This window comes from Microbacterium sulfonylureivorans (genome assembly GCF_003999995.1).
Lineage (GTDB): Bacteria > Actinomycetota > Actinomycetes > Actinomycetales > Microbacteriaceae > Microbacterium > Microbacterium sulfonylureivorans.
This window is the reverse complement of sequence record NZ_RJAD01000004.1, coordinates 249,511-269,943: the sequence shown is the minus strand read 5'-3', so window position 1 is coordinate 269,943 and position 20,433 is coordinate 249,511. Positions and strand designations below refer to the sequence as shown.

The 20,433-nt window shown below is 70.8% G+C and carries 21 protein-coding genes; 5 read left to right on the top strand and 16 right to left on the bottom strand.

Annotated elements, in window-relative coordinates; translation table 11 throughout:
- Positions 1 to 3: 3 nt before the first annotated feature.
- The 3 genes from EER34_RS17135 to EER34_RS17125 form a co-directional block, all read right to left on the bottom strand.
- Positions 4 to 1,050, bottom strand: a complete 1,047-nt coding sequence (locus tag EER34_RS17135) for an ATP-dependent DNA ligase (protein ID WP_127476895.1) — start codon at positions 1,048 to 1,050, stop codon at positions 4 to 6.
- 339 nt (positions 1,051 to 1,389) lie between these two features.
- Positions 1,390 to 2,544, bottom strand: a complete 1,155-nt coding sequence (locus tag EER34_RS17130) for an AI-2E family transporter (protein ID WP_127476893.1) — start codon at positions 2,542 to 2,544, stop codon at positions 1,390 to 1,392.
- A gap of 63 nt (positions 2,545 to 2,607) precedes the next feature.
- Positions 2,608 to 3,840, bottom strand: a complete 1,233-nt coding sequence (locus tag EER34_RS17125) for an acyl-CoA dehydrogenase family protein (protein ID WP_127476892.1) — start codon at positions 3,838 to 3,840, stop codon at positions 2,608 to 2,610.
- A 220-nt stretch (positions 3,841 to 4,060) separates the two neighbouring features.
- Between EER34_RS17125 and EER34_RS17120 the strand changes: the two genes are divergently transcribed.
- The 3 genes from EER34_RS17120 to EER34_RS17590 are packed head-to-tail and all read left to right on the top strand — an operon-like array spanning position 4,061 to position 5,575.
- Entirely contained in the window at positions 4,061 to 4,810 is a 750-nt protein-coding gene (locus EER34_RS17120; protein WP_127476890.1) for an SDR family oxidoreductase, read from the top strand.
- Between the two features lie 29 nt (positions 4,811 to 4,839).
- The gene (locus tag EER34_RS17115) at positions 4,840 to 5,430 is read left to right on the top strand and encodes a TetR/AcrR family transcriptional regulator (RefSeq protein ID WP_127476888.1); all 591 of its coding nucleotides are present in this window, start codon (positions 4,840 to 4,842) and stop codon (positions 5,428 to 5,430) included.
- A complete protein-coding gene (locus EER34_RS17590; RefSeq protein WP_164743604.1) occupies positions 5,417 to 5,575 on the top strand; it encodes a hypothetical protein in 159 nt (52 codons plus the stop codon). Before EER34_RS17115 ends, EER34_RS17590 begins: the two co-directional genes overlap by 14 nt.
- Before the next feature lie 21 nt (positions 5,576 to 5,596).
- Here EER34_RS17590 and EER34_RS17110 read toward each other — a convergent pair whose 3' ends face one another.
- From EER34_RS17110 to EER34_RS17100, 3 genes are all read right to left on the bottom strand, one after another.
- Positions 5,597 to 6,802 (bottom strand): acyl-CoA dehydrogenase family protein, encoded by a 1,206-nt coding sequence (locus tag EER34_RS17110; protein ID WP_127476886.1) that lies wholly within the window; start codon positions 6,800 to 6,802, stop codon positions 5,597 to 5,599.
- A complete protein-coding gene (locus EER34_RS17105; RefSeq protein WP_127476884.1) occupies positions 6,802 to 7,839 on the bottom strand; it encodes a phosphotransferase family protein in 1,038 nt (345 codons plus the stop codon). The genes EER34_RS17110 and EER34_RS17105 overlap by 1 nt, the downstream gene beginning before the upstream one ends.
- 93 nt (positions 7,840 to 7,932) lie before the next feature.
- Positions 7,933 to 8,676, bottom strand: a complete 744-nt coding sequence (locus EER34_RS17100) for a formylglycine-generating enzyme family protein (RefSeq protein ID WP_127476883.1) — start codon at positions 8,674 to 8,676, stop codon at positions 7,933 to 7,935.
- A gap of 158 nt (positions 8,677 to 8,834) precedes the next feature.
- Between EER34_RS17100 and EER34_RS17095 the strand changes: the two genes are divergently transcribed.
- Positions 8,835 to 9,263 (top strand): VOC family protein, encoded by a 429-nt coding sequence (locus tag EER34_RS17095; RefSeq protein ID WP_127476881.1) that lies wholly within the window; start codon positions 8,835 to 8,837, stop codon positions 9,261 to 9,263.
- Between the two features lie 3 nt (positions 9,264 to 9,266).
- On the opposite strand, the gene EER34_RS17090 is transcribed toward EER34_RS17095, so the two are convergent.
- From EER34_RS17090 to EER34_RS17045, 10 genes are all read right to left on the bottom strand, one after another.
- Complete coding sequence (locus EER34_RS17090; RefSeq protein WP_127476879.1) at positions 9,267 to 9,677, bottom strand: acyl-CoA thioesterase; 411 nt, start codon at positions 9,675 to 9,677, stop codon at positions 9,267 to 9,269.
- A 43-nt stretch (positions 9,678 to 9,720) separates the two neighbouring features.
- Complete coding sequence (locus tag EER34_RS17085; RefSeq protein WP_127476878.1) at positions 9,721 to 10,368, bottom strand: QsdR family transcriptional regulator; 648 nt, start codon at positions 10,366 to 10,368, stop codon at positions 9,721 to 9,723.
- Positions 10,369 to 10,636: 268 nt separating this feature from the next.
- Positions 10,637 to 11,467, bottom strand: coding sequence for an alpha/beta fold hydrolase (locus EER34_RS17080; protein ID WP_127476876.1), 831 nt, complete (start codon positions 11,465 to 11,467; stop codon positions 10,637 to 10,639).
- Positions 11,464 to 11,958 carry an SRPBCC family protein gene (locus EER34_RS17075; protein WP_164743603.1) on the bottom strand — a complete coding sequence of 165 codons (495 nt, stop codon included), beginning with the start codon at positions 11,956 to 11,958 and terminating at the stop codon, positions 11,464 to 11,466. Before EER34_RS17075 ends, EER34_RS17080 begins: the two co-directional genes overlap by 4 nt.
- Complete coding sequence (locus tag EER34_RS17070; protein ID WP_240642473.1) at positions 11,955 to 12,269, bottom strand: ArsR/SmtB family transcription factor; 315 nt, start codon at positions 12,267 to 12,269, stop codon at positions 11,955 to 11,957. Before EER34_RS17070 ends, EER34_RS17075 begins: the two co-directional genes overlap by 4 nt.
- Before the next feature lie 75 nt (positions 12,270 to 12,344).
- Positions 12,345 to 13,094, bottom strand: a complete 750-nt coding sequence (locus EER34_RS17065; protein ID WP_127476873.1) for an SDR family oxidoreductase — start codon at positions 13,092 to 13,094, stop codon at positions 12,345 to 12,347.
- Positions 13,091 to 14,239: an alcohol dehydrogenase catalytic domain-containing protein gene (locus EER34_RS17060; RefSeq protein ID WP_127476872.1), complete on the bottom strand. Its 1,149-nt coding sequence runs from the start codon at positions 14,237 to 14,239 to the stop codon at positions 13,091 to 13,093. Before EER34_RS17060 ends, EER34_RS17065 begins: the two co-directional genes overlap by 4 nt.
- Positions 14,240 to 14,457: 218 nt before the next feature.
- Positions 14,458 to 15,066 (bottom strand): hypothetical protein, encoded by a 609-nt coding sequence (locus EER34_RS17055; protein WP_127476870.1) that lies wholly within the window; start codon positions 15,064 to 15,066, stop codon positions 14,458 to 14,460.
- 107 nt (positions 15,067 to 15,173) lie between these two features.
- Entirely contained in the window at positions 15,174 to 17,900 is a 2,727-nt protein-coding gene (locus EER34_RS17050; RefSeq protein ID WP_127476869.1) for a cation-translocating P-type ATPase, read from the bottom strand.
- A gap of 81 nt (positions 17,901 to 17,981) precedes the next feature.
- Entirely contained in the window at positions 17,982 to 18,665 is a 684-nt protein-coding gene (locus EER34_RS17045; protein ID WP_127476867.1) for a TetR family transcriptional regulator, read from the bottom strand.
- Between the two features lie 118 nt (positions 18,666 to 18,783).
- Between EER34_RS17045 and EER34_RS17040 the strand changes: the two genes are divergently transcribed.
- On the top strand, positions 18,784 to 20,346 hold the full coding sequence (locus tag EER34_RS17040) for an FAD-dependent oxidoreductase (protein ID WP_127476865.1): 1,563 nt from the start codon (positions 18,784 to 18,786) through the stop codon (positions 20,344 to 20,346).
- The last annotated feature ends 87 nt before the right edge of the window (positions 20,347 to 20,433 follow it).

The window sequence follows — 20,433 nt, the reverse complement described above, 5'->3', positions numbered from 1 at the left end:
CTCTCAGTCCAGCACGTCGCCGAGGTCGTAGGCCGATACGGTCTCGAGCTGGTCGTACGTGCAGGACGCGGCATCCCGATCCGGACGCCATCGCTCGAACTGCACCGTGTGGCGGAACCGCCATCCCTCGAGCTGGTCGTAGCGCACCTCGAGCACGCGCTCGGGGCGGAGGTGGACGAAGGACGAGTCGCGGTCGGGGGCCGAGAATCGCGACTTCTCGCCCTCGCTCTTGACGGCGGCGCCCTCTTCGTCGCGCTCGACGAGCGGGGCGAGCTCGTCGATCAGCTCGAGGCGGCGCGCGTTGGTCCAGGCGGCGACGCCGCCGACGGGGTAGAGGACGCCGTCGTCGTTGTAGAGCCCGACCAGGAGCGAGCCGAGGCCCTGCCCCGACTTGTGGATGCGGTAGCCCATCGCGACCACGTCGGCCGTGCGCGCGTGCTTGATCTTGTACATCGCACGCTTGTTCGGGGCGTACGGCTGCGCCAGCGGCTTCGCGATCACCCCGTCGAGTCCGGCGCCCTCGAACTCGGCGAGCCAGCGCTCCGCAACGGCGCGGTCGTCGGTGGTGCGCGTCACGTGCACCGGATGCGGCACGCCTCCGAGGAGGTCGACGAGCTCCGCGCGCCTGACCCCGAATGGCTCGGACTGCAGGTCGCGGTCGCCACGCGCGAGCAGGTCGAATGCGATGAGCATCGCGGGCGTCGTCTCGGCGAGCATGTTCACGCGGGATGCCGCGGGGTGGATGCGCTGCGTCAGGGAATCCCAGTCGAGCCGCTGCCCTCCGGGCCCGTCCTTCGGCACGACGATCTCGCCGTCGATCAGGCACGGCTCGGGGAGGAGGCGCGCGAATGCCTCGACCAGCTCGGGGAAGTAGCGCGTGAGCGGCTTGGCGCCGCGGCTGCCGATCTCGACGTTCTCGCCGTCCCACGACACCAGGGCTCGGAAGCCGTCCCACTTCGGCTCGAAGCTCAAGCCGCCCGGCGTCTTCGCGGGGTCGGGCACGGCGGGCACGGACTTCGCGAGCATCGGCGCGGGGATCACGTACGGCATGGACCCATCCTGCCGTGCGCTTCCGACGGCCGACAGGTTCAGCCGTCGGACCCATGTCCCGTTTCGTCCGCAACGTGGTCCCCATTCGACCCGGTATCCGAGTGCAATTGCGGGACGAATCGGGACATGGCCGGTGAATCTCACGGCCGACAGGTTCAGCCGTCGGACCCATGTCCCGTTTCGTCCGCAACGTGTCCCTATTCGGCCCGGTATCCGAGTGCGATTGCGGGACGAATCGGGACATGGCCGGTCGGCGGGTCGGGACATGGCCGGTCGGCGGGTCGGGACATGGCCGGTCGGCGGGTGGGGACACAGCCCCCCGCGAGGGGGGAGGCGCCGTCAGGCCTCGATCGGATGCTTCGGGCGCGCCCAGCGGGCGGGGAGGTCGGGTCCGTCCCACACCTGGATCACGCCCCACACCGCTGCCGCGATCGGAACGGCGAGCACGGCTCCGACGATGCCGCCGAGCACAGTGCCCACCGTCAGGGCGACCAGGATGACGAACGCGTGCAGCTTCATCGAGCGGCCCATCAGGACCGGCTGCAGGAAGTTTCCCTCGAGCTGGTTGACGAGCACCACCACGCCGACGACGAACAGTGCGTTTACCCAGCCGTTGGCGACGAGCGCGACCAGTGCCGCGATGATGCCCGCCACCGTCGCGCCGACGATCGGGATGAAGGCGAGGAGGAACACCAGCACCGCGAGCGGGATCGCCAGCGGCACCTGAAGGATGAGCAGACCGATGAGGATGCCGATCGCATCCACCGCGGCGACGGTCGCGGTGCCGCGGACGTACGAGCCAAGCACAGTGGTCGTCTTGTCGCCGATGCGCCGGGCACGCAGATAGTGCGCGCCGCGGAACGGGCGGAGGAGGAATTCCCACATCTGCGGTCCGTCCTTCAAGAAGAAGAACAGGATCGTCACCATCAGGACGAGGCCGGTGACGAAGTTCGCGACCGCGCCGACGCCGGCCAGAGCTCCTGAACCGAACTGGGCGCTCGTCACGAAGTCGGTGAGCGTAGCGACCCACTCGTTGACCTGGTCGGGCTGGACGAAGTCGAACGGCAGCGTCTGCACCCACGCGAGGAGGTCCTGGAAGCCGGCCTCGGCCTGCGCATACAGCTCATCCCACTGATCGCGCACGGCCCACACGATGAGCCAGCCGAGGAGGCCCAGAATCAGGACGATCCCGAGCAGGGTGATGAGCGTTGCCACGATCGAGGGGACGCCGCGCCGGCGCATCCAGCTCATCACCGGGTTGAACGCGCACGCGAGGATGAGTGCGATCACGAGCGGGATCGTGACGAGCGTCAGCGACTGGATCGTGTAGACGATGCCGGCGACGACTGCGACCACGACGATGATCTGCAGCGACCGGATGGCGAGCATCCCGAACCCGTCGGCCCACAGGCTCCACGGCGCGCGCGTCGCCTTCAGATCGACGTCGTGCGACTCGAGGCGGACGGTCTGGGGGTCGTTCCGGAAGAGTCCCATCCGTCGAGGCTAGCCCGACGTCGGGCTGAGTCCCGGTGGCTTGCCGGAGCGCCCGGCCGACTGCTACGCGAAGGCGCTCATGCCGGTGATGTCGCGACCGATCAGGAGCGCCTGCACGCTCTCGGTGCCCTCGTACGTGTGGATCGCCTCGATGTCGGCCATGTGCTGCATGACGCCGTTCTCGAGGAGGATCCCGTTGCCGCCGAGCAGGTCACGGGCGGTCGCCGCGATCCGGCGGGCGGCGCGCGTGTTGTGATACTTCGCGAGCGACGCCTGAGTGGGGCGGAGGCCGCCGGATGCCTCGAGGTCGGCGAGGTGCCGGCAGTAGAGCTGCATGGCCGTGAGCTCCTCGAGCATCTGCGCCAGACGCTCCTGCACCATCTGGAACTTCGCGAGCGGCTTGCCGAACTGGAGGCGCTGCTGCGAGTACGACAACGCGGCCTCGTAGCAGGCCGTGGCGTGACCGAGCGCCGACCACGCGACGCCCGAACGCGTCGAGTAGAGGACGGTCGAGGCATCCTTGAAGGTCTTCGTGCCCGGCAGCACGGCGTCGAGCGGCACGCGCACGCCGTCGAGGACGATGAGAGCCTGATGGATGCCGCGCAGCGACGCCTTGCCGCCGATCGCCGTGCCGGTGTACCCCGGGGTCTCCTGCTCGACGAGGAAGCATCGGACGGCGCCGTGCTCGGGCGCCTCGGGGTCGTCGATCCGTGCCCAGACGAACGTGATGCCGCCGGACGCGCCGTTGCCGATCCACTTCTTCGCGCCGTCGAGCACCCACTCGGTGCCGTCGCGGCGGGCTGTCGTCTCGAGCGACACCGAGTCGGAGCCGTGGTCGGGCTCGGTCAGCGCGAAGGCTGCAGGCACCTCGCCCCGCGCGACCGGCTTCAGCCACCGCGCCTGCTGCTCGGGACTGCCGAACAGCGCAAGGGTGCGCAGGGCCAGGCCGCCCTGGACCGCGATGACCGTGCCCAGCGAGCCGTCGCCGCGCGACACCTCCATGTTGACGAGCCCGGCCGCGAGCGGCGAGAACCGTGTGAGATCGGGGTGGTCGATGCCGTCGTTGAAGAGGTCGAGCTCGCCCATGCGCATCGCGAGGTCGAGGGGGTAGGCCGCGGCATCCCACGCGTCCTGCATCTGCGTGCCGACCTCGTCGACGTAGCCCTGCGCGCGCTCCCAGACGGCGCGGTCGGCCTCGGGGATGTCGGCGAACACCTGGTAGTAGTCGGTGCCGAGGCGGGCGGTGACGTCGTAGCCCTCGGTCGCCTGGCCGGGGCGGGCGCGGAAGTCGGTCATGGTGGTGCTCCTGACGTGGTGCATGCGGCGTTCCCACTCTACTGGAACTGAATCCCACACAATCAAGGACTCAGTCCCATCCGTGAAGTCGGTTCGTGTGGCCGGAAGCGGCCATGTCGAGTCACCGCTGCCGAATGCGCGCACGCAAGCCGAGAAGCATGGCATGCTAAGGTCGGGTGAAAACCGACTGGACGGTATGCATCAAGCGCGAGGAGGCGCCATGGCAGTGGGCACACGGCGATTCGACGGGACGGTGTCGCTCATCACCGGCGCGAGCCGCGGCATCGGCTTCGCGATCGCGCGACGCATCGTCGCGGAAGGCGGCTCGGTCGTCATCACCGGCCGCAAGCAGGAGGGACTCGACGCCGCGCTCGCGGAGCTGGGGGATGCCGCCACGGCGGTGGCCGGCCGCGCCGACGACGCCGAGCACCGCGCAGCGGTCTTCGCCCACATCGCCGAGCGCCACGGCCGGCTCGATCACCTGGTCAACAACACCGGGATCAACCCGGTGTACGGTCCGATCGTCGACGTCGATGCCGACGCGGCCCGCAAGATCCTCGAGGTCAACGTCGTCGCCGCGCTCGACTGGACGCGCGCTGCGGTCTCGGCGGGCCTCTCGCGGTCGGTGGTGAACATCGCCTCGGTCGCGGGGCTCGGCGCGAGCCCCGGGATCGCGTTCTACGGCATCTCCAAGGCGGCGCTCATCAACCTCACGATGCAGCTCGCCTACGAACTGGCGCCCGGCATCCGGGTCAACGCCGTCGCCCCGGCCGTCATCAAGACCGCGTTCGCGCGCGCCCTGTACGAGGGGCACGAGGAGCAGGCATCCGCCGCCTATCCGCTCCGCCGGCTGGGCGAGACCGACGACGTCGCGGGCCCGGTCGCGTTCCTCCTCTCCGACGACGCCGCATGGATCACGGGCCAGACTCTCCCGATCGACGGCGGAGCCGGCATCCGTCCGTTCCTCTGATCCGGGCGGATTCGCGGAAAGATGAACCCATGAAGGATTCCCACGTCGCAGACGACGTCACCCGTGCCGCCGTCGAGCTCTTCGCCACGCAGGGCTACGCCAACACGAGCGTGCAGCAGATCGTCGAGGCCGCCGGCGTCACCAAGGGCGCGATGTACCACTACTTCGAGTCGAAGGACGACCTGCTCTTCGGCATCTACGAGAAGCTCCTCTCGCTGCAGAAGTCGCGACTCGACCAGATCATCGCGCGCGGCGGCGCGGTCGACGACGTGCTCCGGGCCGTCTGCGTCGACGTGATCGAGACGTCGATCGACCACATGCCCGAGGGCACGGTGTTCTTCCGCAGCATGCACATGCTCTCCGCCCCCCGTCAGCAGGAGGTCACACGTCGCCGCCGCGAGTATCACGACGAGTTCGTGCAGCTCATCGAGCGCGGGCAGGCCGAGGGCGTCTACCGCACCGACATCCCGGTGGCCGTGCTCGTCGCCCACTTCTTCAGCGACCTGCACTACCTGTCGCACTGGTATTCGCCGGAGGGCCCCGAAGACAAGACGCTCGTCGCCGAGCAGCTCACCGACCTCTTCCTCACGAGCATCAGGAGACCGGATGCCGCGGCCTGACGCCCTTCGCGCCTGGCGCATCAGCTCGCTCGGCGAGTCCGCCGACGCCCTCACTCTCGACGAGATCGCCGCCGCGAAGATCGGCGTGCTCGCCGAGTACGCTGCGGTGCCGGCATCCGCTGTCCGGAAGATCCGGATGCCCTGACCGACGCCGCACCCGGCGGGTTCAGCCGCGCAGCTGTGCGCGGCCGAGGCTCGACAGGTGCACTTCGTCGGGGCCGTCCGCGATCCGCAGCGACCGGATCCCTGCGTACAGCTCGGCGAGCGGCGTGTCGGACGAGACCCCTGCGGCGCCGTGCACCTGGATCGCACGATCGATGATCGTCTGCACCGCGCGGGGAACGGCGATCTTGATCGCCTGGATCTCGGTCATCGCCTGCTTGTTGCCGACCGTGTCCATCAGCCATGCGGTCTTGAGGACGAGGAGGCGGAGTGCCTCGAGCTGGATGCGCGACTCGGCGGCCCACTCCCGCACCACGCCCTGGTCGGCGAGCGTGCGGCCGAAGGTGTGACGCTCGTTCGCCCGCGCGGCCATGAGCGAGAGTGCCCGCTCTCCCATGCCGAGCGCCCGCATGCAGTGGTGGATGCGTCCCGGTCCGAGGCGCGCCTGGGCGATCGCGAAGCCGGAGCCCTCCTCGCCGATGAGGTTCGAGGCGGGCACACGCACGTCGTCGAAGGAGATCTCGGCGTGGCCGCCGTGGTCGCGGTCGTCGTAGCCGAATACGGTGAGTGGGCGCACGATCCGCACGCCGGGGGTGTCGCGCGGCACGAGGATCATCGACTGCTGACGGTGCCGGTCGGCGTCGGGGTCGGTCTTGCCCATCACGATGAAGATCGCAGCAGCCGGGTTCATGGCTCCCGTCGACCACCACTTTCGGCCGGAGATCACGTAGGAGTCGCCGTCGCGGCGGATGCGCGTGCCGATGTTCGTCGCGTCGGAGGACGCGGTATCGGGCTCGGTCATGCAGAACGAGGAGCGGATCTCGGCGCGCAGCAGAGGCTCGAGCCACCGCTCCTTCTGCTCGGTGGTGCCGAACTCGTTGAGCACCTCCATGTTGCCGGTGTCGGGCGCGGCGCAGTTGAACGCCGCTGGCGCGAGGCGCGGGCTCCAACCGGTGACCTCCGCCACGGGCGCGTACTGCAGGTTCGTGAGCCCCGCGCCGCCGGGGTCGCCGGGGAGGAAGAGGTTCCACAGCCCCTGCGCCCGAGCCTTCGCCTGCAGATCGGCGACGATGGGCCAGCCGCCCCATCGGTCGTGATCGGCGGCGAGCTGGGCTTCGAGCACCGGCTCGGCGGGGAGCACATGCTCCTCGAGGAATGTTCTCGCGCGAGCGGTCAGCTCCCGCGTGCGTGCATCGGGCGCGAAGTCCATCAGCGCACCTCCATTCCCTTCCGGGCGAGCGGCTCGACGAGAGCGCCCATCCGATCGAACCCCTCGCCGACGGTGTCGCCGGCCCGGTAGCGGCAGTGGATCCCCTCGAGGATCACGGCGAGCTTGTAGGCGGCGAACGCGCGGTACCAGCGCAGGTCCGGGATGCCGCTCCCCGCCCGCTGCGCGTACACCTCGACGAGCTCGTCGAACGTCGGGTACCCGGCAGCCGGGTCGACGGCACTGGGAACAGCGCCGGCGAAGCCGCCGGGAAGGCTCGCGATGTCCCAATAGAGGGCGAAGATGCCGAGGTCGACGAGCGGGTCGCCGAGCGTCGCCATCTCCCAGTCGAGGATCGCCGAGATCCGAGGCGCGTCGGCATCGCCGACGACGAGGGCATTGTCGAGGCGGAAGTCGCCGTGGACGATCCCGGCGCGGGAGGACGGCGGCATCCCTTCCTGAAGCGACTCCTGCAGCGCGTCGAGCGCGGGCGTCTCGCGGGAGCGCGATGCGTCGAGCTGCCGCCGCCACGTGGAGAGCTGCCGCGCCAGATAGCCGTCGGGGCGGCCGAAGTCGCCCAGCCCGACCTCGTCGGCGTCGACGGCGTGCAGATCGGCCAGGCGGCGCACGAGGTCGAAGCCGAGACCCCGGAGGCCCTCTGCGGTGTAGCCGGCGTTCTGCGCCGGGCGGGCGAGCACGATGCCGGGGGAGCGCTCCATGACGAAGAAGACCGTTCCCGTCACGCGTGCGGCGTCGGTGTCGTCGACGACGTCGATCGTGTGCGGAACGGGGACCGCCGTGCCGGCCAGCGCGGAGATCACGCGATGCTCGCGCCGCATGTCGTGGGCGCTCGAGAGCACGTGCCCGAGCGGCGGGCGGCGGACGATCAGCGGCACGCGGGTTCCTTCGACGGCGTAGGTGAGGTTGCTGCGACCCCCCGCGATCACGGATGCCTCGACCGGCCCGTCGACGAGCTCGGGGTGCGCCTCGCGCAGCCACGTGGTCAGGCCCGCGACATCCAGCCCGGGTACCTCGGTCATCGATGACCCGCCTCTCTGCACGGCCCGCATCGGTGCGACCGTACCAGCAGCATACCGGATGGTCGGTATGCTGGGATTCCCATCCCGGCGGTGTCAGCGCCACGGTGTCCACCCCGGAGGGAGCGGGCCGTCGACCGAGGCCCGCTCGGCGTCGGCTCTCGCGGACCACCCCTGTGCGGCATCCGTCCCGTCGAACCCGCCGCGCGCAACGCGGAAGCCGACGTCGTCGTGGTGCATGCGCGGAGCCCCGCCGCGCCGGGTCGAAGCGCGCACGCTCCAGGCGTCATCGGCGAAACCCCCGCCGCGGAACACGCGGTATGCGTCGTACCGAGCCGGATCGAGGAGATCCCAGCACCACTCCCACACGTTGCCGAGCGTGTCGAACAGTCCGTTGAGGTTGGGGAGCTTCCCCCCGACGTTCTGCGGCGCGGTCACGCCGTCGGCGCCCGTCCAGGCGACCTCGGCGAGGGGGCCGTAGTGCGGAGTCGTCGAGCCCGCGCGGCACGCGAACTCCCACTCGGCTTCAGTGGGCAGGCGGAAGCCGTCGGAGTCGACGTGCCAGGTGACGTCTTCGCCGTCGAACGTGTACGCCGGGTCGAGGCCCTCCCACTCCGACGCGGCGTTGCAGAATCGGATCGCGCGCAGCCAGCTCACGTCGGTCGCGGGGCGGCGGGGGTGGGATGCCGCCTCCCCGATGATCTCGGCCAGCTGCTCCTGCGTCACCGGGTAGACGCCGATCTCGAAGGGCTCGAGCTCGACCGCCCAGCGCATCTTCCGGCGCGCATCGTGAAGGGTGACGGCACCCCCGGGGATGCGGACGAGCTCGATCTCGGTCACCGGGTGGGGTCCCGGTCGCCGCGGATGCCGGGGGCGGGCGTCGATCTCATCCTCCGAGACTAGGACGCCCGTCCTGCCGCGCGGCGGCGGGGTGCCGGGCGTCGGGGGCTCGCCGTACCGTGGAGCCAGTCGCGGCCACGCGGCGAGAGGAGCGATCGATGGCAACGAAGCTCGGCAACATCACCTTCTACGCGGACGACCCGCCGCGGCTCGCGGAGTTCTGGGCGGACGTGTTCGGCTACCCGACGATCGAATGGGACGAGCCGCTCAAGAGCGAGCTGCTCGCGTCGGGATTGACCGAAGAGGACCTCGCAGCTCGCGCGGTCGTGGAGGATCCCGATGGAGCGGGTCCACGGCTGTTCTTCCATCACGCCTCCGAGCCGAAGGCGGGCCGCAACCGGCTGCACCTCGACATCAGCTCCACTCCGGGCCGCCGGCCCACTCGCGACGAGATCGATGCCGAGAAGGACCGCCTGCTCGCGCTCGGCGCGTCGGTCGTCCGTCTGGTCGACCAGAACTGGGGGCCGTGGCCCGAGTACTACTACCAGCTGCGCGATCCCGAGGGCAACGAGTTCTGCCTGCAGTAGGGCTCAGCCGACGAGCTGCTCCTCCACGGCGGAGCGGACGGATGCCGGCACCGGCGTCGGTCGCCGGGTCGCGGCATCCACGAAGACATGCACGAAGCGACCCGTCGCGATCGGCTCGTCCTCAGCCGCACGCAGGATGCCGAGCGCCCACGTGATGCTCGTCGTGCCGAGCCGCTCGACGCCGATGCCGACCTCGAGCGGCTCGGGGAACGACGCCGACGCGAGGAACTCGCACGACGAGGCCGCGCACAGCGCGATCGCGTCGCCATACGGATCGAGTCCCGCCGCAGCGATCATCCAGGAGTTGACGGCGGTGTCCATGGCCTCGTAGTAGACGGTGTTGTTGACGTGGCCGTACTGGTCGTTGTCGTTCCACCGTGTGGCGAACGCACGGCGCACCGGGTACGCGGGCATGGACTCCTCCTCGAGCCGTATTCGGAGCGGGCGGCGCTGCAGATCAGTCGTCGACGCGCAGCAGCAGGCGGAAGGCGACGCGGGCACGCTCCGCGCTCGGCTGATCGCCCGAGATGAGGTCGGCGTAGGTGAACGACTCCGACATCCGCACCAGGAGGTACGCGAGGCCCGGCGGGTCGATCGCGCCGCCGAGGGGCGCGTCGCCGAGGTCGCGCCGCACGAGCCACTCCGCGGTCGCGACGTGGCGGCGCTGGATCGGGCTCTCCTTGGTGGTGAGCAGCCGCAGAGCGCGGGCCGGCTCTCGGCGCAGGAACTGCCGGAAGTAGTCGGCCGTGATCAGGTCGTCGACGAAGTGCGTCAGGATCGCGGCGATGCGACCGCCTCCCGTGCGCTCCGCGCTCGCGTGCTCGGCCTGGACGAGCGTCGGGATCGCGAGCGACCACAGCACCTCGCTGAGCAGCGCATCGCGGTTGCCGACCCACCGGAAGAGCGACGTGCGGTCGACGCCGAGGGAGGCGGCGAGGCTCCCCATGTCGATGCGTCGCCCGGCGATGAATGTCTCGCGTGCGGCCTCGAACGCCCGCACGGCGTCGGGGTGGGCTGCTTCGCCCAGCCGCTCCGAGAGCCAGGACGGCGCAGCATCGACACCGACCGTCGCGATCGTCGTCGGCGGAGCGGCGGTGGTGGTCATGTCGGCACTCTACCTCGCGCGCCATCGCGCTGTGCAACGTTCTCAAAGATGATGCACACGATCCGGGATCACCGACGATCGGAGCAACGACATCGACCTGGTCGTGATCGATGAGGCGTTCGCGGCGCAGGTGACCCTGTCGCCTCTTTCGCCGAGAGTGCACCGGCGTCACGAGACCGCACGGTTCGCACGTGGATGCGACGCGCTCTCGTCGAGACGACCTACTCTCGGCGGACGGGAGTCCGGGAGGACTGCGGAGTCCGGCAGCTCAGGCCGGGGCGAAGAGGGTCTTGATGCGGGCGGCGATCCCGGCAGGCGACATCTCGGGCGACCCGTGGTGGGCGCCGTCGAGCGACTCGTACTCGGCCGCCGGCACGGCGGCTGCGAACGCCTGCGCGCTGCGGTGGAAGAAGGCCTCGCTCTTCGAGCCGACCATGACGGTCGTCGGCGCCGTCAGTCCGGCCCACCGCTGCGCGGGCAGCGGATGCCCCGCCTGCAGTCCGTCGAGGACGGCGAAGTCGTACCGCAGCGTGTGCGTCAGCGCCTTGGCGTCGCGCCAGAGAGGGAGCAGCCTCATGATCGCGACGCCGAACGCCGGCACACCGATCGCCTCGGTGAAGAACGCCTTGGCCGCACCCGATCGGTCGCCGGCGGCGACGGATGCCGCGACCCGCGCCGGCAGGTCGGGAGCGAGCGGCGGCCGCGAGTCGTCGCAGATGAACGGCGGCTCGTACGCGACGACGCCGGTCACGCGGTCGCCGAGTCGGGCGGCGGCCTCGAGCGCGAGCGCGGCTCCCGACGACGTCCCGAACAGCAGCGCCTGACCCCCGGATGCCTCGATCACGGCGGCGATGTCGTCGACCTCGCGGGCCGGGTCCGCGGCATCCGGCTGCTCGTCGCCGCTGGCGCCACGGCCGCGGCGGTCGTAGCTGACGACGCTGAATCGATCCGCGAGGGCGGCGGACAGCTTCCTCGAGCCCTTGTGCGTCGACAGCGCCGGGTCGATCAGCACGATCACGGGTCCTGAGCCCGCCCGGTGCGTCGCGATGCGGGTGCCGTCGGCCGAGCGGACGGTCGAGGGGGTGTCGGTGATGGTCATCGGTTGCTCCTCAGCAGCAGTTCGAGGCGGTCGAAGCCGCCGTCCCAGCCCTCGACCATGCCCATCGCTTCGATCTCCTCGAGGCGGTGGGCGGAGGGGAAGCGGGTGCGCAGCACGAGGCGGGTGCGTCCTGCCTCGACGCCGATGAACTCGACGGTGACGTGCTGCGACTCCGGGTCGAGATCGGCTCCGGTCTCGTCGGAGAAGCCCTCGACGTACGACAGGGCCGAGCCGGTGGTGACCTCGCTGTACACGGACCGGATCCAGACCTCGGGCTCGGCACCGACCGGGCCCATGCCGAAATGCCAGAGCCCGCCGGGCCGCACGTCGAGCGCGCGGACGGTCGTCTGCCATCCTTCGGGTCCCCACCACGCCTCGAGCGCGTCGGCGTCGGTCCAGCTGTGCCAGACCGCGTCCACCGCGCCGTCGAGCTCTCGCTCGAGCACGATCTCGAGGCGGTCGAGGTCCTTGGAGACGAGGAGGCCGCTCACCGGTCCGCTCCCTCGGACCGCAGGTGCGCCTGGAGGCGATCGAGCCGGTCGTCCCAGACGGCGGCGAACGAGTCGAGCCACCGGTCGAGCTCGTCGAATCGCTCGCGCTGAAGAGCGTAGATGCGTCGCTTGCCGTCGACGCGGCGGTCGACGACGTCGGCGTCGCTCAGCACCTTGAGGTGCTTCGAGACGAGCGGCTGGCTCAGGCCGAGCCTGTCGACGATGTCGCCGACGGGCCGAGGTCCGTCGCGCAGCAGCTCGACGATCGCGAGCCTGTTGGGTTCGCCGAGTGCGGCGAGTGTCTGAATCACTCCCTCAAACTACCCAGCGGTTATATGAATGTCAAGTGATGTGAGTGAGGCGTCGGCGAAGCCGCGATCCGGTGCTCATGCGCGCGGACCTCCGGCGACGTACAGCACCTGGCCGGAGACGAAGCCCGCCTCATCGGAGCAGAAGAAGGACGCGGCCGCGGCGATGTCGTCGGGATATCCCGCGCGGCCGACCGGGATCTCCGCCGCGGCTCCGGCGATGAAGTCGTCGAAGCCGATCCCCATGCGCTCGGCGGTCGACCGGGTCATGTCGGTGACGATGAACCCCGGCGCGATGGCGTTCGCCGTGACGCCGTAACGGCCGAGCTCGAGGGCGAGCGTCTTGGTGAACCCCTGCATGCCGGCCTTCGCCGCGGCGTAGTTCGCCTGGCCGCGGTTGCCGAGCGCCGAGGTGCTCGACAGGTTGACCACCCGGCCCCAGCCCGCCTTGACCTGGTGCACCTGGACGGCGCGCGACATCAGGAACGCCCCCCGCAGATGCACCGAGAGCACGGAGTCCCAGTCGTCCTCGGTCATCTTGAACAGCAGGTTGTCGCGGATGATCCCGGCGTTGTTCACCAGGATCGTCGGTGCGCCGAGCTCGGCCTCGACGCGGGCGACGGCATCCGCCACCGCCGCCGCGTCGGCGACGTTCGCACCGATCGCGATCGCCTCCCCGCCGGCGTCGGCGATCGCGGCGACGGTCTCGGCGCAATGGGCCTCGTCGAGGTCGAGCACGGCGACGGCATGTCCGTCGGAGGCCAGGCGCCTTGCGGTCGCTGCGCCGATGCCGCGCGCGGCGCCGGTGACTATGGCGGTGCGGGTCATGTGGGGGTCCTTTCGAACGTTCTGAGCTGGTCGAAGAGCACGAGCTGGCGCAGCTCGCCGCCTGCGGCGAGCCGGTCCATGGCCTCGTCGAGGTCGTCGAGGCTGATGCGGGAGGAGACGAGTCGTTCGAGGGGGAGGCGTCCGGTGCGCCACAGCTCGACGTAGCGGGGGATGTCGCGGCCGGGCACGGCCGAGCCGAGGTAGCTGCCGATCACCGTGCGCGCCTCGGCCGTGAGCAGCAGCGGCGACACGCTGGCGCGCGCATCGGGTGCGGGCAGCCCGACGGTGACCGTGGTGCCGCCCGGTGCCGTGAGGGCGAGTGCGGTCTCGAAAGCGCGGGCGGCTCCGGCGGCTTCGATGACGACAGGAGCACGGATGCCGCGGTCCGTCGCGTCGGTCGGGCTCAGCGCCTCCACGGCTCCGAGCTCGCGGGCGAGGTCGAGCTTCGCATCGACGGCGTCGATGCCGACGACCTCGTGGCCGAGGGCGACGGCGACGAGGAGTGCGGCCATGCCCACACCGCCGAGCCCGACCACGATGACGCGGTCGCCGGGGGCGGGGCGCCCGGCATTGAGCACGGCACCGCCGCCGGTGAGCACGGCGCAGCCGAGGAGTGCGGCGATCTCCGGGGGCACGTCGGCGTCGACGGGCACGACCGAGGTGCGGCTCACGACCGCGTGCGTCGCGAAGGCCGAGACTCCCAGGTGGTGGCGGACGTCCTCCGCCCGGCCGTCGGCGTCCGCGCGATGAATGCGGATGCCGCCTCCGACGAGCGTGCCTGCGTTGTTGGCCGCCGTGCCCGGCGTGCACGGCAGGCGGCCGTCGGTGCGGCATCCGTCGCACTCGCCGCAGCGGGGGAGGAACGTCATCACGACCCGGTCGCCGGGTGCGACATCCGTCACTCCCTCGCCGATCTCCTCGACGATCCCCGCCGCCTCATGGCCGAGCAGCATCGGCGTCGGACGAACGCGGTTGCCGTCGACGACGCTGAGGTCGGAATGGCAGACCCCGGCGGCCTCGATGCGCACGAGCAGTTCGCCCGGGCCGGGGGCGTCCAGCTCGAGCTCGCCCACCGTGAAGGGCCTCGACTCGGCGAACGGCGCAGGGGCGCCCGACCGCTCGAGGACGGCTCCGATGATCTTCACACGACCTCCTCGTCGTCGGCCGACCGAACGGCGATCTGCTCAGCATACCGACCGTGCGGTATGCTCGCGAATCGGGGCGAAGATCATCCGCGGCACTCGATGAGGAGGAGCCACCCGACGTCGACGACCTCACACACGACGGTACCCACGGGAGGCACAGCCGACGAGCGTTCGCGGCATTGCGCTCCGCATGCGACGGACTCCGACGCCTTCGGCGCTCACGCGCCGCCGTCGGCGGGCGGCGCGGGCTTCGACCGTCGGCGGATCAGGAAGTAGGCGCCCAGGCCGATGGCGATGGCGAGCAGCGCGAGCGGGATGATCCAGGGGAGCGGGTTCGCCGTGTTCGTCGCGCCCGCATCGGGGTCGGCCGTCGCCGTGGGGCTCGGGGAGTCGCTCGCCGTGGATGTGGGTGCGGGTGCAGGTGTGGGGGTGGCGGATGCGGATGCCGACGGCTCGGCGGTCGCCGTCGGCACCGTCGTGGGGACGACGCTCGGCACGGGCGAGGCAGACGGCGTGGGAGCGACGGTCGGCGTGGGAGCGATCGACGGCTGGGTCGTCGGCTCCGGCGTGGGCTCGGGCGTCGGCGCGGGTGAGGGCGTGCGGGTCGGCCGGGGGACCGGGGTGCGCGTGGGCTCCGGCGTCGGCTCGATGGTGGGCTCCGGAGTCGGGAGAGCGGTCGGGAGGGCGACGGTCGGCGAGATCGTCGGCAGCGACGTGGGCAGTGCGGTCGGAAGCGGGAGGGTGCCGTCGCACGCGCTGAGAAGCAGTGCAGTCAGGGTCAAGGTCGCGATCGCGAGACCGCGCACGACGGTGGTCCTGGCAGGCATCCGCTCTCCGTCCTCGGCGCCCGACAGGCGCCCTGGAGCAACCGTGCCCCGGCCGGCGCATCATCGACGTCCACCGCGGCGGGTGATCTTGCCCGCCCCGGCCCGGGTCAGCTGTGCAGCGCCGCGCGCCGCGCGATGCGCGCGCGGCGGATCCACTTCTCGACCTCGACGAACAGCGGCACGACGAGCGCGAGCCCGATGCAGATCAGCCACTCGCCGCCGCTGAGCGACACCGTGCCGACGAGCCTCTGGAGGAAGCCGATCTCGACCGCGGCGACGGTCAGCGCCAGAGGGATCGCCAGCCATTTCACCGCCGTGAGGATCGGGCCGGCGAGACCCGACTCGGGATCGCGCCGCATCGCCAGGCCGCCGAGGATCGCGCCGAAGGCGGCGACGACGAACGTCATCGTCACCGGGATGTTCGGCTGGGACGGGCTCGCGAGGTCGGGGAACATCAGCAGCGGGATGAGGGTCATCAGGAACAGCACGCCGCCGTAGACGAACCACAGCGTGACCGCCCCGCCGTTGGCGATCGTCTTCTTCGGGTCGCGCGGGGGCTTGAGCATGATGCCGTCCGGCACCGGATCGAGGAGGATCACGATGACCGGGAAGACCGAGATGAAGAAGTTCAGGAACAGGATCATGATCGGCGTGAGCGGCACGCCGCTGTTGATGTCGAAGATGCTCGCCACCAGGAACAGCAGCACGAGGGAGAACAGCTGCGACATCTGGTACCGGACGTAGCTGACGATCTTCTCGTAGATCCCGCGTCCGAGCTGCACAGCGGTGACCAGGGTGCCGAAGTTGTCGTCGACCAGGATCATCTTGCCGGCCTGCTTCGTCACCTCGCTCCCGGACCCCATTGCGACGCCGATGTCCGCCTGCTTGAGCGCGGCGGCGTCGTTCACCGCGTCGCCGGTCATCGCCACGACATCGCCGCTCTCCTGCATGAGGCGGGCGAGGCGGAGCTTGTCCTCCGGCGTCACCCGCCCGAACACATGGAGGTTCGGAAGCGCGGCCTTGAGCTCGTCGTCCGTCATCGCCTGGATCTCGGCTCCGCTGGCGGCGCCGGGGCCGAGGCCGAGCTTCGCGCCGATCGCGGCGGCCGTGATCGCGTGGTCGCCCGTGATCATCCGCACCTCGATACCGGCCTCATGGGCGATGCGCACCGCCTCCTTGGAGGACGGGCGGAGCGGGTCGATGATGCCGACGAGCCCGACGAAGGTGAGGTCCTTGACCTCGGCCATCGGGTCTGCGGGGATCGGAGCGCCCGGGACGAACCGTCGCACCGCGAACGCCAGCACGCGCAGCCCCTGCTCCGAGAGCTTCCGGTTCGCGTCGAGCACCGTCTGCAGCTGAGTGTCGATCGGCGCCGGGCCGTCGGCGGTCATCACCGTCGAGCAGCGGTCCAGCACGACATCCGGCCCGCCCTTGACGAGCGCGACGAGGCGCGTCGTACCCTCCTGCGGCACCTCGTGAAAGGTCGCCATGAACTTGTAGGCCGAGTCGAACGGCACCTCCGCGGCGCGCGGGTACTGCGCACGCGTGAGCTCGGCGTCGGCGCCCATCTTCGCGGCCAGCACCACGAGCGCCGCCTCGGTCGGGTCGCCGATCACGTCACCGTCGTCGGACACGGTGGCGTCGCTGCACAGTGTCAGCCCGAGCGCGAGCTGACGGAAGTCGGGAACGGGCTGTCCGGCGACCTGCCGGATCTCACCGGTCTTCTCGTACCCGCTCCCGCCGACGCTGAACCAGTCGCCGGCGAAGTACAGCGACTCCACCGTCATCTCGTTCATCGTGAGCGTGCCGGTCTTGTCGGAGTTGATCGCACTCGTCGCGCCGAGCGTTTCGACATCGGTCAGGTTCTTGACGACGGCCTTGTGCTCGGCGAGCTGACGCGACCCGTACGAGAGCATCGCCTGCACGAACGACGGCATGCCGGTGGGGATGGCGGAGATCGCCATCGAGATGCCCAGCAGGATGACCGAGGCGATCGGCTGCTCGCGCACCAGGCCGAAGATCACGATGACCGCCACCGCGCCCCACGCGATCCAGCCGAGCACGCCCGTCAGGGCGTCGAGCTCCCGCTGGAGTGGGGACTTCGCCTGCTTGACGGCCGAGAGCATCGAGGCGATCTGGCCCATCTGCGTCGTCATGCCGGTGTCGGTGATCACGACCGTGGCCGTTCCCCGTGTCACCTGCGTGTTCTGGAACGCCATGTTCGCCCGGTCGCCGAGCGTCGTGTCGGGATCGGCGATGGCGGCGGGGTCTTTCGCGATCGGCGCGCTCTCGCCCGTGAGAGCGGCCTCCTGGGTCTCGAGCGTCGCGGAGCGCAGGATGCGTCCGTCGGCCGGGACGATGTCGCCGGCCTCGAGCGCGACGATGTCACCCGGCACGACGTCGGTGGCGGCGATCTGCACGAGGCTCCCGTCGCGGAAGACGCGAGCCTGCGGGATCTGCATCTTCGACAGCGCGTCGACGGAGGCCTTGGCCTTCATCTCCTGGCTCGCCCCGAGGAACACGTTGAGGACCACGAGCGCGCCGACGACGATGCCGACGCTGACCTGGCCGATGAGAAGACTGATGATCGCGACGATCACGAGCATGACGTTCATCGGATCGGCGAGCTGGCTGAGCGACACCTGCCAGAGCGACGGCGCCTTCTCCGCGGCGATCGCATTCGGGCCGTGCTCGGCGAGCCGGCGAGCGGCTTCCGCCTGCGTCAGTCCCCGCTCGCGATCGGTCCGGAGCGCGGCGACCACCGCGTCAGGTTCCTGGGTGTACCAGAGGGGATCCTTCGAGGGCGCGGTCGGAGACGTGTCCACGGTGCTCATGGCTTGACGATACCGCCGGGCACAGCGGCGGAGGGGGGTGAGATTCCGCCGACGGGGGTGATTCTTCCGAGCGTCCTGACGTCAGTCGAGGCGATCGCGCAGTCGCCGTGCGATCTCCGCCGTTGGCATCGATCGCGGGAACACCGCCACCACGATGTCGTCGCCCGCCGCTTCGCGCGGCTCGCCGTCGGGCTGCACGCCGAAACGCCGCAGCGCATCGTCGAGGGCGCGGCGGAGCACTGACACCGGCACACGCTTGGGTCCGCGCAGGAGCTGGCGCAGCACATGGTTGTGGATCGCCGTCACGAGCGCAGAGAAGCCGACTGCGTCGATGGGGTCGAGGCCGGGAAGCGCGGCGCGGAGGTACTCGTCGAAGAGACGCTCGTACCGGAAGACGGTGACGATCTCGCGCTCGCGCAGCGCCGGCACCTGGCGGACGACGGTGTAGCGGCGTCGTGCGAGCTCGGGATCCGCCGCGAAATGCGAGTAGACGAGGACGGATGCCTCGCACACCGCCTTCCACGGATCCGGATGGGGGCCCGCAAGGAAGTCGCGGATGCGATCGAGAAGCAGCTCGTGGTCGGCGAAGACGACATCGTCCTTGCCGCCGAACTGCCGGAAGAACGTGGAGCGCGAGACGCCGGCCGCCTGGGCGATCTGCTCGACGGAGGTCTGGTCGAAGCCCTGCGCCGCGAACAGCTCGAGGGCGGCCGCGACCACGGCGGCCTGGGGTGCGCCGGCGGGGACGGTGGCGGTGTCGGTCATCTCGGGGGAGAGCCTAGTGAACGGATGCCCCGGCGCGCGGCATCCGTGCCGTTCTCACTCGTGCGCCCGCACTGTCAACCCGCTGTGCGGGCATCCCGTCGACGCGTTCACTGGAGTGATGACGTCCATCTGGAAGCACGCCGCGCCCGCCGTCGAGGGAACCCCGTTCGAACCCGGGCGGCACCGCGACGTGATCGTCGTCGGGGCAGGCGCTACCGGCCTCGCGACGGCTCTGATGCTGGCCGAGGACGGGCTCGATGTCGCCGTGCTCGACGCCGGCTGCGTCGCCGAGCTCGCGACGGGCTCCAACACCGGCAAGGTCTCGCTGCTCCAGGGCTCGGTCCTCTCGACGCTGCGCCGCCACCACCCCGCGCGGCTGGTGCGGGCCTACGTCGACGCGAATCGCGACGGCGCCGACTGGCTCCTCGCGTTCGCGGACCGCGCGGGCGTTCCGTACTCACGGCGCACCGCCTTCTCGTTCGCGCAGAGCGCCGAGGGGACCGAATCCGTGCGCGCCGAGCTCGAGGCGGCGACCGAGGCGGGCCTCCCCGTCCGGCGCGTGCTCGGGCAGGAGATCGGCCCGGGCTCCGTTCCGATGGTCGACGCGGTCGCGCTCGACGATCAGGCGGCGATCGACCCGCGGCGGCTCGCGTCGGCGCTCGCCCACGCGTTCCTCGAAGCGGGAGGGACGCTGCACACCGGCATCCGCGTGACACGCGTGCACGCCGCCCCGAAGGCGCACGTGACCACGGACGAGGGCTCCGCCTGGGCGGACCGGATCGTGCTGGCGACGGGAACGCCGATCACCGACCGCGGGCTCTACTTCGCCAAGGCGCGCGGGCTGCGGTCTTCGTGCGTGGCGTTCGCCTACGACGGGCCGGCGCCGGAGGGCCTCTATCTCTCGGTCGACGGAGCCACGAAGTCCGTGCGCACCGTGACGGCCCAGGACGGTCCGGCAGACCTCGCGCAGCTCATCATCGGCGGCAACGGGCACGCGGTGGGGCGGTCGGCGTCGCCGCAGGGGGGCATCGACGACCTGATCCGCTGGGCGCGAGAGCACTTCCCCGGTGCCGAGCCCGTCGCACAGTGGTCGGCGCAGGACTACGAGTCCCACGACCTCATGCCGTTCGTCGGGGCGATGCCGCGCGGGCTGGGGCGCATCCGGTTCGCGACGGGGTACGCGAAGTGGGGGCTGTCGAACGGACCGGCGGCCGCGCTGCGGCTCGCGGCCGAGATCCGCCGGATGCCGTGGCGCGAGCGACCCGAATGGATGCGGGTGATCGCGACGCGGATGACCGTTCCCGCCGATCTCGCCCGAGGCGGCGCGGAGAACATCCGCGTCGGATGGGAGGCGGCGTCGGGCTGGGCCGGCGCACAGGCCGTGCCGACGCCCGTCCGGCGGCCGGCGGAGGGCGAGGGCGTCGTCGCGAGCCGTGCCGGCCACCCCGTAGGCATCTCGACCGTTGACGGTGCCACCCGGGCCGTGAGCGCGGTGTGCACGCATCTGGGCGGCGTGCTCAGCTGGAACGACGCCGAGCACACGTGGGACTGCCCCCTCCACGCCTCGCGGTTCGGCGCTGACGGCGCTCGCATCGAGGGTCCCGCCGTCTGCGATCTCGCACGACTTCCGCGGGTCCGAGGTGAGGAGCTGGAACCGGATGCCGCGACAGCCGCGCACTGATCCGCGCACCCGGCCGAACCGCGCGCGAGTCGTTGCGGTCGGGAGCGCTCAGCAAGCGGTAGTAGGCTGGGGGATTGGTCGATATCT

Bases quoted from the DNA above. Each gene is read 5' to 3' on its own strand.
- EER34_RS17105 (WP_127476884.1), bottom strand. From the start codon at position 7,839: ATGACCGAGGTACCCGGGCTGGATGTCGCGGGCCTGACCACGTGGCTG.
- EER34_RS17135 (WP_127476895.1), bottom strand. From the start codon at position 1,050: ATGCCGTACGTGATCCCCGCGCCGATGCTCGCGAAGTCCGTGCCCGCC.
- EER34_RS17050 (WP_127476869.1), bottom strand. From the start codon at position 17,900: ATGAGCACCGTGGACACGTCTCCGACCGCGCCCTCGAAGGATCCCCTC.
- EER34_RS17055 (WP_127476870.1), bottom strand. From the start codon at position 15,066: ATGCCTGCCAGGACCACCGTCGTGCGCGGTCTCGCGATCGCGACCTTG.
- EER34_RS17085 (WP_127476878.1), bottom strand. From the start codon at position 10,368: ATGACCACCACCGCCGCTCCGCCGACGACGATCGCGACGGTCGGTGTC.
- EER34_RS17110 (WP_127476886.1), bottom strand. From the start codon at position 6,802: ATGGACTTCGCGCCCGATGCACGCACGCGGGAGCTGACCGCTCGCGCG.
- EER34_RS17095 (WP_127476881.1), top strand. From the start codon at position 8,835: ATGGCAACGAAGCTCGGCAACATCACCTTCTACGCGGACGACCCGCCG.
- EER34_RS17120 (WP_127476890.1), top strand. From the start codon at position 4,061: ATGGCAGTGGGCACACGGCGATTCGACGGGACGGTGTCGCTCATCACC.
- EER34_RS17125 (WP_127476892.1), bottom strand. From the start codon at position 3,840: ATGACCGACTTCCGCGCCCGCCCCGGCCAGGCGACCGAGGGCTACGAC.
- EER34_RS17090 (WP_127476879.1), bottom strand. From the start codon at position 9,677: ATGCCCGCGTACCCGGTGCGCCGTGCGTTCGCCACACGGTGGAACGAC.
- EER34_RS17590 (WP_164743604.1), top strand. From the start codon at position 5,417: ATGCCGCGGCCTGACGCCCTTCGCGCCTGGCGCATCAGCTCGCTCGGC.
- EER34_RS17045 (WP_127476867.1), bottom strand. From the start codon at position 18,665: ATGACCGACACCGCCACCGTCCCCGCCGGCGCACCCCAGGCCGCCGTG.
- EER34_RS17130 (WP_127476893.1), bottom strand. From the start codon at position 2,544: ATGGGACTCTTCCGGAACGACCCCCAGACCGTCCGCCTCGAGTCGCAC.
- EER34_RS17080 (WP_127476876.1), bottom strand. From the start codon at position 11,467: ATGACCATCACCGACACCCCCTCGACCGTCCGCTCGGCCGACGGCACC.
- EER34_RS17040 (WP_127476865.1), top strand. From the start codon at position 18,784: ATGACGTCCATCTGGAAGCACGCCGCGCCCGCCGTCGAGGGAACCCCG.
- EER34_RS17115 (WP_127476888.1), top strand. From the start codon at position 4,840: ATGAAGGATTCCCACGTCGCAGACGACGTCACCCGTGCCGCCGTCGAG.
- EER34_RS17065 (WP_127476873.1), bottom strand. From the start codon at position 13,094: ATGACCCGCACCGCCATAGTCACCGGCGCCGCGCGCGGCATCGGCGCA.